This is a genomic window from Neorhizobium sp. USDA 3394 (genome assembly GCF_056280385.1).
The window spans coordinates 306639-322017 of record NZ_JBWCDU010000001.1 but is presented as its reverse complement, the minus strand read 5'-3'; the positions used below and the strand labels follow the sequence as shown (position 1 = coordinate 322017).

13 protein-coding genes are annotated in these 15379 nt (G+C 62.7%); 1 reads left to right on the top strand and 12 read right to left on the bottom strand.

The features are described from left to right. Positions 1-58: 58 nt before the first annotated feature. From ACZ9EJ_RS01275 to ACZ9EJ_RS01245, 7 genes are all read right to left on the bottom strand, one after another. On the bottom strand, positions 59-280 hold the full coding sequence (locus ACZ9EJ_RS01275; RefSeq protein ID WP_046639436.1) for a hypothetical protein: 222 nt from the start codon (positions 278-280) through the stop codon (positions 59-61). A gap of 63 nt (positions 281-343) precedes the next feature. Beyond that, positions 344-1132 (bottom strand): BON domain-containing protein, encoded by a 789-nt coding sequence (locus ACZ9EJ_RS01270; RefSeq protein ID WP_285229830.1) that lies wholly within the window; start codon positions 1130-1132, stop codon positions 344-346. A gap of 100 nt (positions 1133-1232) precedes the next feature. Next, positions 1233-3050: a malto-oligosyltrehalose trehalohydrolase gene (gene treZ / locus ACZ9EJ_RS01265; protein WP_046639435.1), complete on the bottom strand. Its 1818-nt coding sequence runs from the start codon at positions 3048-3050 to the stop codon at positions 1233-1235. Positions 3051-3182: 132 nt separating this feature from the next. After that, entirely contained in the window at positions 3183-4289 is a 1107-nt protein-coding gene (locus ACZ9EJ_RS01260) for an ABC transporter ATP-binding protein (RefSeq protein ID WP_046628838.1), read from the bottom strand. 6 nt (positions 4290-4295) lie between these two features. Further along, positions 4296-5177 (bottom strand): carbohydrate ABC transporter permease, encoded by an 882-nt coding sequence (locus ACZ9EJ_RS01255; protein ID WP_046628836.1) that lies wholly within the window; start codon positions 5175-5177, stop codon positions 4296-4298. Continuing rightward, a complete protein-coding gene (locus ACZ9EJ_RS01250) occupies positions 5174-6103 on the bottom strand; it encodes a carbohydrate ABC transporter permease (RefSeq protein ID WP_370649702.1) in 930 nt (309 codons plus the stop codon). The genes ACZ9EJ_RS01255 and ACZ9EJ_RS01250 overlap by 4 nt, the downstream gene beginning before the upstream one ends. 108 nt (positions 6104-6211) lie before the next feature. Continuing rightward, positions 6212-7462 (bottom strand): ABC transporter substrate-binding protein, encoded by a 1251-nt coding sequence (locus ACZ9EJ_RS01245; protein WP_251089670.1) that lies wholly within the window; start codon positions 7460-7462, stop codon positions 6212-6214. Between the two features lie 266 nt (positions 7463-7728). Between ACZ9EJ_RS01245 and ACZ9EJ_RS01240 the strand changes: the two genes are divergently transcribed. Next, positions 7729-8781 (top strand): LacI family transcriptional regulator, encoded by a 1053-nt coding sequence (locus ACZ9EJ_RS01240; protein ID WP_046639433.1) that lies wholly within the window; start codon positions 7729-7731, stop codon positions 8779-8781. Between the two features lie 26 nt (positions 8782-8807). Here the strand turns inward: ACZ9EJ_RS01240 and ACZ9EJ_RS01235 are convergent, their stop codons facing one another. From ACZ9EJ_RS01235 to ACZ9EJ_RS01215, 5 genes are all read right to left on the bottom strand, one after another. Beyond that, entirely contained in the window at positions 8808-10313 is a 1506-nt protein-coding gene (locus ACZ9EJ_RS01235) for a tripartite tricarboxylate transporter permease (protein WP_046628830.1), read from the bottom strand. Positions 10314-10323: 10 nt separating this feature from the next. Then, positions 10324-10785: a tripartite tricarboxylate transporter TctB family protein gene (locus ACZ9EJ_RS01230; protein ID WP_046628828.1), complete on the bottom strand. Its 462-nt coding sequence runs from the start codon at positions 10783-10785 to the stop codon at positions 10324-10326. A 183-nt stretch (positions 10786-10968) separates the two neighbouring features. After that, the gene (locus tag ACZ9EJ_RS01225; protein ID WP_046628826.1) at positions 10969-11952 is read right to left on the bottom strand and encodes a tripartite tricarboxylate transporter substrate-binding protein; all 984 of its coding nucleotides are present in this window, start codon (positions 11950-11952) and stop codon (positions 10969-10971) included. A 209-nt stretch (positions 11953-12161) separates the two neighbouring features. Beyond that, on the bottom strand, positions 12162-13532 hold the full coding sequence (locus tag ACZ9EJ_RS01220; protein ID WP_046639432.1) for a sigma-54-dependent transcriptional regulator: 1371 nt from the start codon (positions 13530-13532) through the stop codon (positions 12162-12164). Then, positions 13529-15355 carry a sensor histidine kinase gene (locus ACZ9EJ_RS01215; protein ID WP_046639431.1) on the bottom strand — a complete coding sequence of 609 codons (1827 nt, stop codon included), beginning with the start codon at positions 15353-15355 and terminating at the stop codon, positions 13529-13531. Before ACZ9EJ_RS01215 ends, ACZ9EJ_RS01220 begins: the two co-directional genes overlap by 4 nt. Positions 15356-15379 lie beyond the last annotated feature (24 nt).

Here is a 15379-nt window from a genome sequence, read left to right as displayed (position 1 = left end):
TTTAGAGGCCGGGCCAAGGATTGATTGCCGGCGATATGCTTTTCTGGAAAGCGGCGGCTCAGGCATGCCGCGGCCGCTCCGCCACGTCGAAGTTCACATCCCAGTCCTTTTCCGGCCCCTTTTTGCCCGGCGGATTGCGGTGTTCCGTCGCGTCGTCTGAGCCGGTGATCACGGTCGGTTTGGCGCTTGCGACACCGTTTGCCTTACCGTCCGCCTGGGATTTGGCGTACTGCCCCTCGGCGTCCTTGTGGATTTTGGCGCTATCGGTGTTTTCGGTCATGATATCTCCTTCCGGATGAAGTCAGGCCGCGGGCTGCGGCCCGACGCGTGGGACACGGGCGGTTCAGACCGTGGTCGAACCCGCCAGCGTATCGGTCGAACTATTGTTGACCCGCAGGTTGTTCTGGACGTGCCGGACACCGGACACGTCGTCCACCAAGTCCTCGGCGCGGCGCTTGTCCCAGCGGCTCGACACGAAACCGTCGAGCGTCACTTCGGCTCCCTGAACCGTCACGGTGATGTTCGATGCGTCGAGCACCGGATCGTCGCTGAGGCGATCATTGACGTCTTCTTCGATGCGGGCGTCGGAGCGCTGATAGCCCTTTGGACCCTTGCCGCGATGCTCATCCATCTTGCGGCGACGCTCGGCATCTTCGTCACCGAACCAGGAGGCGACTTCATCACCGGCGCGCTCCATGAAGCCGCGCCTATGGCCATAATCCTCCGAACCGCGGAAGCGGCTGTCCGAACCCGAACGGCCTTCACCGCCGAAACGGTAGTCGGAGCCGTAACGGTCGCCATAGGCCTGGTTGACGCGGTTGCGGCCCGGCTCGTAGCTGAATGAGGAGGGTCGGCCGCGATAGGACTCTCGGGCCCACGCCTGCGACTGCTCCGAATCACCATAACCGGCCTCGAACCCGCCGTCGTCGGACGCCCATTGTTCGCTGCGGCCGTAACGGGGAAACCGTGAACGATCGCCGTCCTCCCGATTTGCATCACTTTCGCGGGAGCCGCGCACATAACCCGTGTCGCCCGGGCGGTAATCGCTGGAGGTCTCGCGCGCAAAATCACGCTCGTCGCGCATCCGGTCGTTTCGATACCCGCCCGATTGGGAATGATTTCCACTAGCCATTGTCTGTCTCCTCCGTCTGGTTTGGTCCCGTTTCGCATGGGACGCAGACTCAACCCGGCCTCCTCGAGATTGTTCCCCTTTTTGGGAGGAATCCCGGTGGTCAACCGGGAGAAACGGCCGCGACCATGGAGAGACCCGGAAGAATTTCGCCGGCAGCAATTTCCGCCGATTCGGCATGGATGACCGTGCCGGAAACGGGCGGTGCGGCCGTCTGCTGGGCCGTCAGATTGGCACGAAGCTGCAGCAGGCGGTCCGCCAGCCGCCAATCGACGGCAATCACGCCATCTTCGGTGTCGAGTACACGGCCCGAGTGAGGAGGGACGGCGAGAAGTCCGGGAACGATGTGCTCGCGCCGCTTGGCGATCAGGGTGCGCATGCGGTCGCGATGCACCTGCCCTTCCGGCGTGCGAGCGCGGTTCCAATGCAGCTTCGAGCGATCGAACGCCTCCACCGCGTTCGGGTCGAAATTCGCCCCTTCGTCGATGCGGCTGTCCGGGAAGGTGTCGGCAAGTTCGCCTTCGTAATCGCTGAAGAAGCGGAACCCCTGGGTTTCGCAGTAGTCGTCGCCCATGAACAGCAGCGGTATCTGCGGCGACAGGATCAGGATCGCTGTCAGCACACGCAACATCCGCGGATCGGCACGCGACGCCAACCGCTCGCCGGAAGCGCGATAGCCGATCTGGCCATGGTCCTGGAGGAAGTTGATGAAGGCGACCGGCGACAGGTGACCGCTGGGCTCGCCGCGCGCCTCGCCATCCGGTCCGGTTTCGCCCTGACAGATGAACCCCTCCGCGAGGCCCCGGGCGAGCCTGCGCACCGGCTCCTCCATGGATATGCCGGCCTGGCCGCCCGTCTCGCCGGTAGCGACAACATGGGCGGCGTGGCAAACATCGTGGTTCCAGACGGCGTCATAGAGCAAAGCCCTGCCGGCTTGGCCGCGCTCCAGGTAGTGAGTGATATTGCGATGATCATCCATCACCAGATGCCGGCGCCTGCCCGTCACCTCGCGCTGAACCCGCTTTGCCAGTTCCCACAGGACGTGCATCTGCGACGCATCGTCATTGATCTGATCGACCGCATCCAGCCGCAAACCGTCGAGGTTGTATTCCTCCAGCCAATAAAGCGCATTCTCGATGAAGAACTGCCGCACCGGGCGCTGGCCGAAATTGATCGCCGGGCCGGATGGTGTCGCGCGATCCGGATCGAAAAAGGACGGCACATAGGCCTGGAACAGGCTGCCACGCGGGCCGAAACGATTGTGGACGACATCGAGGACGACAGAGAGGCCGTGCCGATGCGCCGCGTCGACGAAGGCCTTCATATCGTCCGGTTCACCATAGGCGTGATGCGGCGCATAGGGCAGCACGCCGTCGTACCCCCAGCCGCGGTTCCCGGGAAACTGGTTGACCGGCATGACCTGCAGCATCGTCACGCCGAGCGAGGCGATCTCACGCAGCCGCTCGATCGCGGCGCGAAATGTCCCCTCCGGGGTGAACGTGCCGATATGGACCTCGTAGAGGACCGCCTCCTCCCAGGCATGCCCGCTCCAGTCGGGCATATGCCAGTGGTAGGTGGTCGGATCGACGAGCATCGAAGGGCCATCGATGCCGCCAGCCTGGGCACGCGACGCAGGGTCGGCCATCACGGCGCCGTCGGGCATCACGAACCGATACGGTGTGCCCTGCGCGATGCCGTCCGTCGTCAGCGTGAACCAGCCCTCGCCTGCCGGCAGCATCTCGCGATTGCGGCCGGCGATCTGCACCCGAAGGCGCTCCAGGTCCGGCGCCCAGATCCGGAATAGCACTTCGCCATCACCCAGATATTCGGCTCCCCAGGACTTGGGAAAAGTGCGCCGGGACGGCTGGGCAAAACCTTCGTTTCGCGAATCGAACGGTGTAAAATCTCGCGTCAGCGACATGACATCTCCTTGGCTGCAATTGTTCCAAGGAAATACGAGTCTGCGGGGAAAAGTTCCCTTCTTCCTGATAACCTATTGTTTTACACATGTTAAAATAAGGCAAGGCGCCTGAGGTCGATGCGTTTGCCCCGCTTATTCGATACGGCTGGTTGTCTGCGGATCGAAGACCACGGCCTTGTCGAGATTGAAGGCGAACGGGAACTTCTGGCCGAGCTCGACATGCACGTCGGACCGGGTGCGGGCGGTGAAGGTCGCACCGTCCAGCTTGCCGGTGACGAAGGTGTCGGAGCCGGTCGGTTCGATCATCGTCACTTCCGCCTCGATCTGGGCGGTGGCGCGGGCCTGCGGATCCACAAGACCGGCATCGGTAATCGTCTCCGGGCGCAGGCCGAGAATGACGTCCTTGCCATCCGGAAGGCTGGTGGTCACGGAAGGCGGCATGGCGACCCTGACGCCGTCATTTCCGAACAGCGCGATGCTCTGCTGGCCATTGGCGCCGGATACCTTGCCCTTCAGCATGTTCATCGCCGGCGAGCCCATGAAATCGGCGACGAAGAGATTGGCCGGACGGCCATAGATTTCCGCCGGCGTGCCGACCTGCTGAACCATGCCCTCCTTGAGGACGACGATCTTGGTGGCAAGCGTCATCGCCTCGATCTGGTCGTGGGTGACATAGACGATCGTGGCGTGGGTATTCTGGTGCAGCGCCTTGATCTCGGCGCGCACTTCGACGCGCAGCTTGGCGTCGAGGTTGGAGAGCGGCTCGTCGAACAGGAAGACGCGCGGCTGGCGCACCAGTGCCCGACCCATGGCGACGCGCTGCCGCTGGCCACCGGAGAGCTGGCTTGGACGGCGCTTCAGGAGATGCTCGATCTGCAGGGTCTTGGCGACCTGCTTGACCGCCGCCTCGCGCTGCGCCTTCTCGACGCCGCGCATTTCAAGCGCGAACGCGATGTTCTGTTCGACCGTCATGTTCGGATAGAGCGCGTAGGACTGGAAGACCATGGCGATATCGCGCTGCGACGGATGCAGGTCGTTGATCACCTGGCCGTCGATGACGATGTCGCCCGACGACGGCGGCAGGAGGCCGGCGATCGCGTTCAGCAGGGTAGACTTGCCGCAGCCCGACGGGCCGACGAGAACCAGGAAGCCGCCCTTTTCGAGCTCGATATTGATGCCCTTCAGAATCTCGTTATTGCCGATCTTCTTGCGAATATCCTTGATTTCAAGAAAGCTCATGTGCGGTTATCCCTTGACTGCGCCGGCCATCAGGCCGCGCACGAAATAGCGTCCGGCGACGACATAGACGAACAGCGTCGGAAGTGCTGCGAACACCGCAGCCGCCATATCGACATTGTATTCCTTGACGCCGGTGGAGGAGGCAACGAGGTTGTTGAGCGCGACCGTCATCGGCGAGGACGTGCCGGACGAGAAGGAAACGCCGAACAGGAAGTCGTTCCAGATGTTGGTGAACTGGTAGATGATCGTCACGACGATGATCGGCCCGGAACTCGGCAGCAGGATGCGCCAGAAGATCCGGAAGAACCCGGCGCCGTCGATCATCGCGGCCTTTACCAACTCGTCCGGAAAGGCTTCGTAATAGTTGCGGAAGAACAGCGTGGTGAAGCCGAGGCCGTAGATCACGTGGACGATGACGAGGCCGGTGGTGGAGTTCGACAGCCCGAACGTGCCAAGCACCCGCGCCATCGGGATCAGGACCGCCTGGAACGGAATGAAGCAGGCAAACAGCATCATGCCGAAAACCAGCTTGTGGCCCGGGAAGCGCCACTTGGTCAGCACGTAGCCGTTGAGCGCGCCGAGCAGGGTCGAGATCAGAACGGCAGGAACCACCATCTTGATGGAATTCCAGAAATAGCCCTTGATGCCGACGCAGCTGACCCCGATGCAGGCCTCGCCCCAGGCGCGAACCCAGGCGGCGACCGAGGGATCGCGCGGCAGCGCCAGCATGTCGCCGCCGCGGATTTCGTCGAGCGACTTCAGGGACGTCGACAGCATGACATAGAGCGGCAGAAGATAGACGAGTGCCAGGATGACCAGCGCCCCATAGATGAAATAACGGGCGGTACGGGCTCCGCCGGCGCTGACGGTTTCGTTAGCGGCGCTCATTGCTTTCTCTCCCGCAGTTCCGAATAGAGATAGGGCACGATGATCGCGGTAATGCCCATCAGCATCATCACGGCGCTCGCCGATCCGACATTCATCTGGTTACGGGTGAACGTGTAGGAATACATGAAGGTGGATGGCAGCTCGGTCGCATTGCCCGGTCCGCCGCCGGTCAGCGCGATGACCAGGTCGTAGGACTTGATCGCCATATGCGCGAGCACGATGAAGGCGGAGAGAAAGACCGGTCGCAGCAGCGGAATGATGATGCGTCGATAGATGGATACCGTCGAGGCGCCATCGATCTGGGCCGCCTTGATGATCTCGCCGTCTATGCCGCGCAGCCCGGCCAGGAACATCGCCATGACAAAGCCTGATGCCTGCCAGACCCCGGCGATGACGACGGTATAGATCGCCATCTTGGGGTTGACCAGCCAGTCGAACTTGAAGCTCGTCCAGCCGAGATTGTGCATGGTGTTCTCGAGCCCGAGGCCAGGGTTGAGGAACCATTTCCACGCCGTACCAGTGACGACGAAGGATAGCGCCATCGGATAGAGGAAGATCGGCCTGAGCAGGCCTTCGGCGCGGATCCGCTGGTCCATGAGGATCGCGATCCCCAGGCCGAGGATGATGCAGATGCCGATATAGAGAACCCCGAAGATCGCGAGATTCTGCATCGCCACATACCAGTTCGGCTGTGACCAGAGGCGGAAATAGGCGTCGAAACCGCCCCATTTGTAGACCGGCAGGATGCGTGAGGTCGTGAAGGAAAGATAGACCGTCCAGAGGATGAAACCGTAGACGAAGACGAGGATCACCGCGAACGACGGCGCCAGCACGATCTTCGGCAGCGCGTTGCGCAATCCGTCCGCAAACGAGCGGCGCTGTCTCTGCGGCTCAAGCACGGGAACCGGTTCGATTGTCGTCATCATGACCTCCGGCAGACACCAGAACTAAGAGATACCGGCAAGCCGGAATTTGAAAAGTGGCCGGGAGATTATCCCGGCCACTCGGATGTCAGAACTTTCGCGCAAACGCGATCACTTGGCAGCCTTCACCGCTTCCGGCAGGCGCTTCAGCGCTGCTTCGGTGGTGAGCTGGCCGTTCAGGTGCTGGGTGATGACGTCCAGCATGGCTTCCTTGATGGCAGCCGGCTGAGCGTAACCGTGGGCGAGCGAGCCCATCAGCGTGCCCTTGGAAGAGGCTTCCGTGAGATCCGCCATGCCCTTCTTGCCGCAATCGTCGAACTTTTCGTTCGAGACGTCTGTACGGGCAGGAACGGAACCCTTGACCGTGTTGAAGGCGATCTGGAAGGCCGGATCTTCGACAGCGGACGCCATCTTGAGCTGAGCCTTTTCGGCGTCGCCGCCAACGTTGAACATCATGAACTGGTCGGCGTTGAAGAGGACCGAGCCCTGCGTGCCGGGGAAGCGGATGCAGACGAAGTCCGTGCCCGGCTTCTTGTTGGCGCGCAGCCATTCGCCCTTGGACCAGTCGCCCATTTCCTGAGCGCCCGCCTTGCCTTCGATGACGAGGGCGGTCGAGAGGTTCCATTCGCGGCCCGAGAAGTTCGGGTCGAAATAGGTGCGCAGCTTCGACATCGTGTCGAAGACCTTCTTCATCGTGTCGCCGGACAAAGCGGCCGGGTCGAGGTCGAGGACGGCCTTCTTGTAGAAGTCCGGACCACCGGTCGAAAGCACGACGGCTTCCCAGAGCGTGCCGTCCTGCCACGGAACGCCGCCGTGAGCGAGAGCGGTGAGGCCCTGGGCCTTGAAGGCGTCGAGCAGCGTGATGAACTCGGCAATATTGGTCGGAACCTTGCCGCCGGCCTTGTCGAGTGCCGCCTTGTTGATCCACAGCCAGTTGGTGGAGTGGATGTTCACCGGAGCAGCGATCCAGTGGCCGTCATATTTCGAGAAGTTCTGGAGAGCGACCGGGATAACCTTGTCCCAGCCTTCCTTCTTGGCGAGGTCGTCAAGGTTTGCGGCGACGCCCATTTCGGCCCAGTCCTTCAGGTCGAAGCCGAGAAGCTGGACGGCAGTCGGCGGGTCGCCGGCCGTGACGCGGGCGCGCAGCGCGGTCATGGCGGCAGAGCCTGCACCACCGGCAACCGGCATGTCCTTCCAGGCGACGCCCTGCTTCTGGAGGTTTTCCTTGAGCACGTTGAGCGCTGCGGCTTCACCACCCGAAGTCCACCAATGCAGGACTTCGACCTGTTCTGCGGCCTTGGCGGCACCGGCGGTCATGGCGATAAGGGCCGCACCGGCGGCGAGTTTGGCAATCATTCGAATATTCATTGAGAATCTCCCTTTGTATCCGGGCTCCTCTCCGGATATGGCGATTTATAACGATATAATTACAGTCGGTGTCAACCCGCCCGGAGGATTTTTTACGTCAGGAAGCGACCGGCTTAACATGAGGAAAAAACTGGCAAAATTGGTACGCGACGAATTTTTACTCAGGAATCGAGAAAAATTCCTGGCGACTTTCGAAAAATTTGCAACGATATAGATGAGGCTCGCTCCGGTTTCGGGGCGGGAGCGGAGGAGAAGAGGATATGTCGCTGGAAGACCTGGGGGAGAAGGGTCGGCGGGCGAAGTCGGAGCGGGCAGCCGCAAAATCCGGCGTCGGCGCGAAGCCCACCCTTAAGACGATCGCCGAACTGACAGGACTAGCGGTCACGACCGTATCGCACGCGCTTGCCGATGCGCCGCAGATCGCGCTCGAAACACGTCAGCGCGTCCGCAAGGTCGCAGCCGATATCGGCTACCTGCCGGACCGGGCAGCGCAGCGCCTGCGTACTGGCCGCACCAATGTCATCAGCCTGGTCCTCGATCCGCACGAGGAAATCCTCGGTTATGCCACCTCGATGATCAACGGCCTCACCGAAGCCTTGCGGGGCACGGCCTATCATCTGGTCATAACGCCGCATTTTTCCGATACGCCGCAGATCGAACCGGTGCGCCATATCATGCGCAACCGCATGGCCGACGGCATTGTCTTCACCCGCACCGAGCCGGCGGACGAGCGCGTCAAGCTGTTGATGGAGAACAATTTTCCGTTCATCTGTCACGGCCGGACCGAGCTTGCCACCGCTCACCCATACGTCGACTACGACAATTACAGCTTCGCCTATCAGGCCGCGAAAAAGCTGATCGCCACGGGTGCGAGAAAGCTCTCGATCATCCTACCGCCGGAGCGCTTCACCTTCGCCCATCACCTCAAACACGGCTTCATGACGGCGGTGCGCGAGGAAGGTGTCGGCTTCGAGATCGCCAAGGGTGTTACCCTCGACAGCAAGTCGGACGACATCCGCGACTATCTGTTCCGCCGCATGGGCGAACCGGATCGTCCCGACGGCTATATCTGCGGCGGCGAGGTGTCGGCGCTCGCCGTCATGGCATCCGCCTACGACCACAGGCTGGAACTGGGGAAGGATATCAGGCTGGTGGCCAAGCAGACGTCGGGCCTGTTCGACCAGATTCGCCCCCGCGTCGAGACGATCTACGAAGACCTGGCTGAAGCCGGTTTGCTGATGGGAAAACTGCTCCTGAAGCGGATCGCCGGCCCTGCCCCTATCCAGGAATTGCAGGCGCTCCAGACGGTTTGACCGCCCGGAGCGCCGTTCGCGGCTTCTCAGTCCTCTTCGACGAAGACCTGTTCGCGCTTCTTCTTGACACTAGGCAAGAAGACGACGACGAGCACGAGGGCCGCGAGGAAGAGAAGGGCCGCGCTGATGGGACGTTGGACGAATGTCATCGGATCGCCGCGCGATAGGATCATCGCCCGCCTGAGATTCTCTTCCAGCAGCGGGCCGAGCACGAAGCCGAGCAGCAGTGGCGCGGGTTCGCAGCGCAGCTTCAACAGCGCGTAGCCGATGAGGCCGAAGAAGGCGACGGCATAGAGGTCGTAGACGTTCGAGTTGACGCTGTAGACCCCGATCGAGCAGAAGGCCATGATGATCGGGAACAGCACGTAGTAGGGGATGGTGAGCAGCTTCACCCACAGCCCGATGAGCGGCAGGTTGAGGATGACGAGCATCAGGTTGCCGATCCACATCGAGGCGATGATGCCCCAGAACAGTGCCGGCTGCTCGGTTGCCACGTTCGGGCCTGGAACGATGCCCTGGATGATCATCGCGCCGATCATCAGCGCCATGACCGGGTTGGCCGGGATGCCGAGTGTGAGCAGCGGGATGAACGAGGTCTGCGCACCGGCATTGTTGGCCGATTCCGGACCGGCAACGCCGGCGACCGCCCCGTGGCCGAATTCTTCCGGATGTTTCGAAACCTTCTTTTCGACCGTGTAGGACGCAAACGCCGCAAGGATGGCGCCGCCGCCCGGCAGGATGCCGAGGATCGAGCCGATGGCCGTGCCGCGCAGGACCGGCCCGACCATTGCCTTGAAATCCTCCCGCGACGGCATCAGCTCACTGACCTTCGCCATCAGCACGGAGCGGGTTTTTTCGTTCTCAAGATTGCGCAGGATTTCCGCGATGCCGAAGACGCCGACCGCGACTGCCACGAAGTTCAGCCCGTCCGCATATTCGCGGATCCCGAGCGTGAAGCGCGGCGTGCCGGTGTAGATGTCGGTTCCGACAAGACCGAGCAGCAGGCCGAGCGCCACCATCGCGAGCGCCTTGACGATCGAGCCGTGAGCGAGCGCGATCGAGGAGACGAGGCCCACCACCATCAGCGAGAAATATTCGGCCGCGCCGAACTGCAGCGCGATCTGGGTGAGCGGCGGCGCAAAGATCGCGACGAGGAAGGTCGATACGGTGCCGGCAAAGAACGAGCCGATTGCGGCGATCGCCAGAGCCGCTCCCGCCCGGCCCTTGCGCGCCATCTGGTAGCCGTCGATGGCGGTGACGGCAGACGAGGACTCGCCCGGCATGTTGATCAGGATCGCCGTGGTCGAACCGCCGTATTGCGCACCGTAATAGATGCCGGCGAGCATGATCAGCGACGAGACCGGTTCGAGCTGGAAGGTGATCGGCAGAAGCATGGCGATCGTCGCCGTGGCCCCGATGCCGGGCAGCACCCCGATCAGCGTGCCGAGCAGCACCCCGATCAGGCAGAAGAACAGGTTCTCGAGCGACGTCGCCGTCGCAAAACCAAGCGCGAGATTATTGAAAAGATCCATCACTCAAACCTCAATAACCGAGCCAGGGCCCGAAACGGCGGAACGGAAGGCCGAGGCCATAGCTGAAGACGGCAACGGAGAAGACCGTCAGAGCCGCCGACAGGACGAGCGCGGTAAGCGGTTTCATGCGGCCCGAGGCGAAGGAGGCGATCAGTGCGGTGACGAAGATCGATGGCACGAAGCCCAGCCCGCGAACGGTAAGGCCGAAAAAGATCGGCGCCGGCAGGATGAAGATCATCCCGCGCAATGCGAGCGCTCCGATCGGCCCGCCGTCCACCCGCATCGACTGGATGAGGATGATCGCGCCGAACAGGATGAGCGCGCAGGCGAGGATGAACGGAAAATAGCCAGGCCCCATGCGCAATGCCGTACCGAGTTCCAGTTCGAACGACTGGTAGGCGAAGAACAGGCCTGTCGCGATCAGCAGCAGCCCGCAGATCAGATTGGCAGTGTCGAATTTCAGCGAATTCATGGTGTCTCCGTGAAGGGTGGAGATGCTTGGGCGGCAACTCCCTCTCCCCCTTGCGGGGGAGATGTCACCGGAGGTGACAGAGGGGGTGGCGCGACTAAATTCAACGGGGAGGGTGGTGAAACACCCCCTCTGCCCTGCCGGGCATCTCCCCCGCAAGGGGGGAGACCCGCAAGGCGCACGACCTTAGTCCGCGTACTGCCCGGCGGCCTGGATGACCGGCTTCCAGCGGGCGATTTCGCCTTCGAGCTTGGCCTTCAGGGCTGCCGGAGTGGCGTCGTTGTCCGGCGACGGCTCAGTGCCGAGTTCAGCGAAGCGGGCGGCAACGTTCGGGTTCTTCAAGGCAGACTTGAGGGCCTTGTTGAGCTTGTCGAGAGCGTCCTTCGGCGTGCCTTTCGGCGCATAGAGACCATGCCAGATGCCGACCTGCATGTCCGGCAGACCGGCTTCCTTGACGGTCGGGACGTCCTTCAGGACGTTAAGCCGGGCCGGTGACGTGACCGCGTAGGCCTTTACCGTGCCGCCCTGGATCTGCTTGGTGGTGTTGGTGGTCTGGTCGCACATGATGTCGACCTGGCCGCCGAGAAGATCGGTCATCGCGGGGCCGGTGCCCTTGTAGGGAACGGTGACGAGCGACGTCTTGATCGAGCTCATGAACAGCATGCCGCACAGGTGCGACGCGGCGCCGATGCCGGCGTTTGCAACCGTCACCTTGTCGCTGTTGGCCTTGGCGTATTCGATGAGTCCCTTGAGGTCGGTCGCCGGCATGTCTTTGCGGGCGAGAAGCGTCATCGGAACGTCGGTGACAAGACCGACATATTCGAAAGCGTTCAGGGTGTCATAGGGCAGCTTGCGATAGAGCGAAGCGCTGGTCGCCATGCCGATGTGGTGCAGGAGGACGGTGTAGCCGTCCGCTTCGGCATTCGCGACGCGGGCAGCGCCGAGCGTACCGCCGGCGCCGCCGACGTTTTCAACGACGATCTGCTTGCCGAGATCTTTTGACATGGATTCGGCGACGAGGCGGGCGACGGTGTCGGTCGGGCCGCCGGCCGCGAACGGCACGATCATGGTGATCTGGCGCTCAGGATACCCCTGCGCATTCGCCGACGCGGAAAAAAGGGAAAGCGCCGCAAGAGCGGTCGCGCCGATAACGGCGTTCAGAATTTTCATCGGGGCTCCTCCAGGATGAAATGTGGCACAGCTGGCGCGCAAATTTCCTCCGGCGCCAACCTGGGAGCCATTAGCGGCAAGACGCGCCGCACCCGCAATTGTTGCGGAGGCCTTAAAACAGCATTTCCGTAAATACCGCGGCGCAACATGGGTGGATTCGGGAACAATCGGCAAAAAGCATGGGTGGAAATCCACACATGCCGCCCTTGTCAACCGTCCCTGTCGTCCTGCAGCAGGTGTTCCGGACCGAGCAGCTTCTTGTCGAGGCCGTATTTCTGCATCTTTTCGTACAGTGTCTTACGGGAGATGCCGAGGGATTCGTAGACCGGTCTCAGCGCGCCGCCATGCGCTGCGATCTCGCCGGCGATCAGGTTGCGTTCGAAGGCTGCAACCTTGTCTGCAAGCCGCCCTGCCCCATCCTTGGCGCCGCCGGTTTCGCCCGGCTTCGGATCGAGACCGAGCACCAGCCGATCGGCGGCGTTGCGCAGTTCCCGGACATTGCCCGGCCAGTCTCGCTGGGCAATCGCCGAAATCACGTCGGCCGGCACTTCCATGTCATCGCGGCCATAACGCGCCGCCGCTTCGCGCACCAGCTGGAGAAAGAGAAGCGGAATATCCGATCGCCTCTGCGCCAACGACGGCACATGGATGGTGGCAACGTTGAGCCGGTAAAGGAGGTCGGCGCGGAACCGGCCCGCCGCCACTTCCGCTTCGAGATCCACCTTGCTGGTGGCGATGAAGCGCACGTCGAGCGGCACTGTCTCGTTGGAGCCGAGCCGGGTGATGACCCGCTCCTGTAGCACGCGCAGGAACTTCGCCTGCAGATCGACCGGCATGGAGCCGATCTCGTCAAGCAGGATCGTGCCGCCGCGGCCGTGTTCGAACTTGCCGTAGCGGGGCCTGAGCGCGCCTGGAAAGGCACCGGCCTCGTGGCCGAAAAGCTCGCTCTCGATCAGGTTGTCGGGAAGGGCTGCGCAATTGATGGCGATGAAGGGCCGGTTGGCGCGTGAACTGATATCATGGAGGCCCCGCGCCACCACTTCCTTGCCGGCGCCGGTTTCGCCGATGATCAGCGTATCGGCATCCGTGGCACCGATGGCCCGGATCCGGTAGCGCAGATCGACCATGACCTGGGTACGGCCGGGAAGCCGGGCTTCGACATCGTCGCGCTTGCCGGCAACGGCCCTTAGGCGGCGATTTTCCAGCACCAGGCTGCGCCGGTCGAGCGCACGCCGGATGATGCCGGCGAGATGCTGCGGCGTGAACGGCTTTTCCAGAAAATCGTAGGCGCCTTCCCGCATGGCCTTGACCGCAAGCTGCACGTCGCCATGACCGGTGACCAGGATGACCGGGATTTCCGCGTCGAGCTCGCGGATCTTCTGGAGCAGCGTCATGCCGTCGGTCCCCGGCATGCGGATATCGCTGACGACGACGCCGTCGAAACCGAAACCGGTCAGTTCCAGCACATGATCGGCATTGGAAAATGTCAGGACCGCCAGGCCGAACAGCTCCAGCGCCTGGGCCGTCGAGCGGCGCAGTTCCTCCTCGTCGTCGACCAGCAGAACCCGTTGCTCGCTCACTCGGCTGCCTCCAGAAGGTTGCCGTCGGCAACTTCGAGTTCGATCAGGAAGACCGCGCCGCCTTCCGGATGATCGGCAACGCTCAGGCTGCCGCCGAAATCCTTGATGATATTGTAGGAGATCGACAGCCCCAGCCCCAGGCCCCTGCCGACGCCCTTGGTCGTGAAAAACGGATCGAATATGCGTTCGTGGATAGCAGCGGCGACGCCCGGCCCGCGATCGCGCACCGAAACCATGACCTTGTTGCCCGCCTGCTCGGCGGAAACCGTGATCCGCCGGTCGTCAAGGCCTTCGACGGCATCGGCGGCATTGGTGATAATGTTGACCAGCACCTGTTGAAGCCGCACAGCGCCTGCCTTCACCGCGGGAATAGCGGGATCGATCTCGATGTCCAGCTCCGCATCCGCCGCCTTCAGGCGTGCTGCGACGATCTCCAGCGTGTCGCGCATCACATCGTCGAGCACGACCGACCCGAGCTTTTCGTTCGGCTTGCGGGCGAAATTGCGCAGATGCCTGCTGATCGAGGCCATGCGGTCGATGAGCGCCGAAATGCGCCGGACATTGTCCCGCGCATCGTCGGTGCGTCCGAGATCGATCAGCACGCCGGCCGTTTCCGCATAGGTCTTGGCGGCAGCGAGAGGCTGGTTGAGTTCGTGCGACAGGGCCGCCGACATCTGGCCAAGGCCCGCGAGCTTGCCCGCCTGGATGAGGTCCGCCTGGGTCTGGCGCAGCCGCTGTTCGGTGAGCCGCCGCTCGGCGATCTCCTCCTCGATGCGGCTGTTGACGCGGGCGAGATCGGCGGTGCGCTCGGCGACGCGGTGCTCGAGTTCGTTGCGCGCCTCGGCCTGCAGCATCAGGCGTTCGTTGAGCCGCGCACGGCGCTGCAGGACGATGGCGAGCCCGAGGCCGGCAAGGCAGAGCGTCAAAAGTGCTGCAACCGTCGCCGTCTTCGCCTGGGTATGCACCGAACCGGTATCCATCAGCACGTTGACGGTCCAACCCGCGTCCGGCATCGGTTGCGAGACGACGAGATATTCCTTCTCGACCCCGCCATCCCGGATGGTCATGACATCGCGCCCTGCGAGGCTGCCGCGCCTGACCGGCAATTCGCGGAGCCTGGCATCCGCATACCGCCGCGACGCTTCGGTACGGGCGATCCGGTCGGGCGTCAGCGGCAGGATGCTCGCGTAGAGCCACTCCGGGCTGCCGGTCATGAAGATGATGCCTTCGGGATCCGACACGAAAATCCGGTCGTCGCCGCCGCCCCAGGAGGCTTCGAGGATGTCGATATCCACCTTGAAGACGATCACGCCGCGGATGACGCCGCCGATCTCGATCGGGGAGCCGAAATAGTAGCCGCGCTTCAAAGACGTCGTGCCCAGCGCGTAGAAGCGCGACTGCCGGCCCTCGGCCGCATCCTGGAAATAGGGCCGATAGGTGAAGTTCTCGCCGACAAAGCTGACCGGGCTGTCATAATTGCTGGCAGCGATGGTCTCGCCATCCATGGTCATCACATAAATGTCGGAGGATTTCAGAAGCCCGTTGATTTCCTTGAGATAGGCGTTCGTTGTCGCCCGCAGCGTCTCGTTCTTCGGATCGAGGATCACTGCCTCGATATTCTGCTGATCGGCGATCAGGGCGGGCAGCGCCTCGTAACGCTTCAGATGGCCGTCGAGCGCCGATACCGCCAGGCGCAGCGTCGTGCCTGCCTGGACCTCGGCCTCATCGATATAGCCGCGCGCGAGGATATCGCTGCCCTTGAAGACCAGCGCAAAACCGACCGCCGCAAGCAGGACCAAAGGCAGAAGAATGCGATATCTCAACAGGTCCGGGTTCCTCCGCTCGTT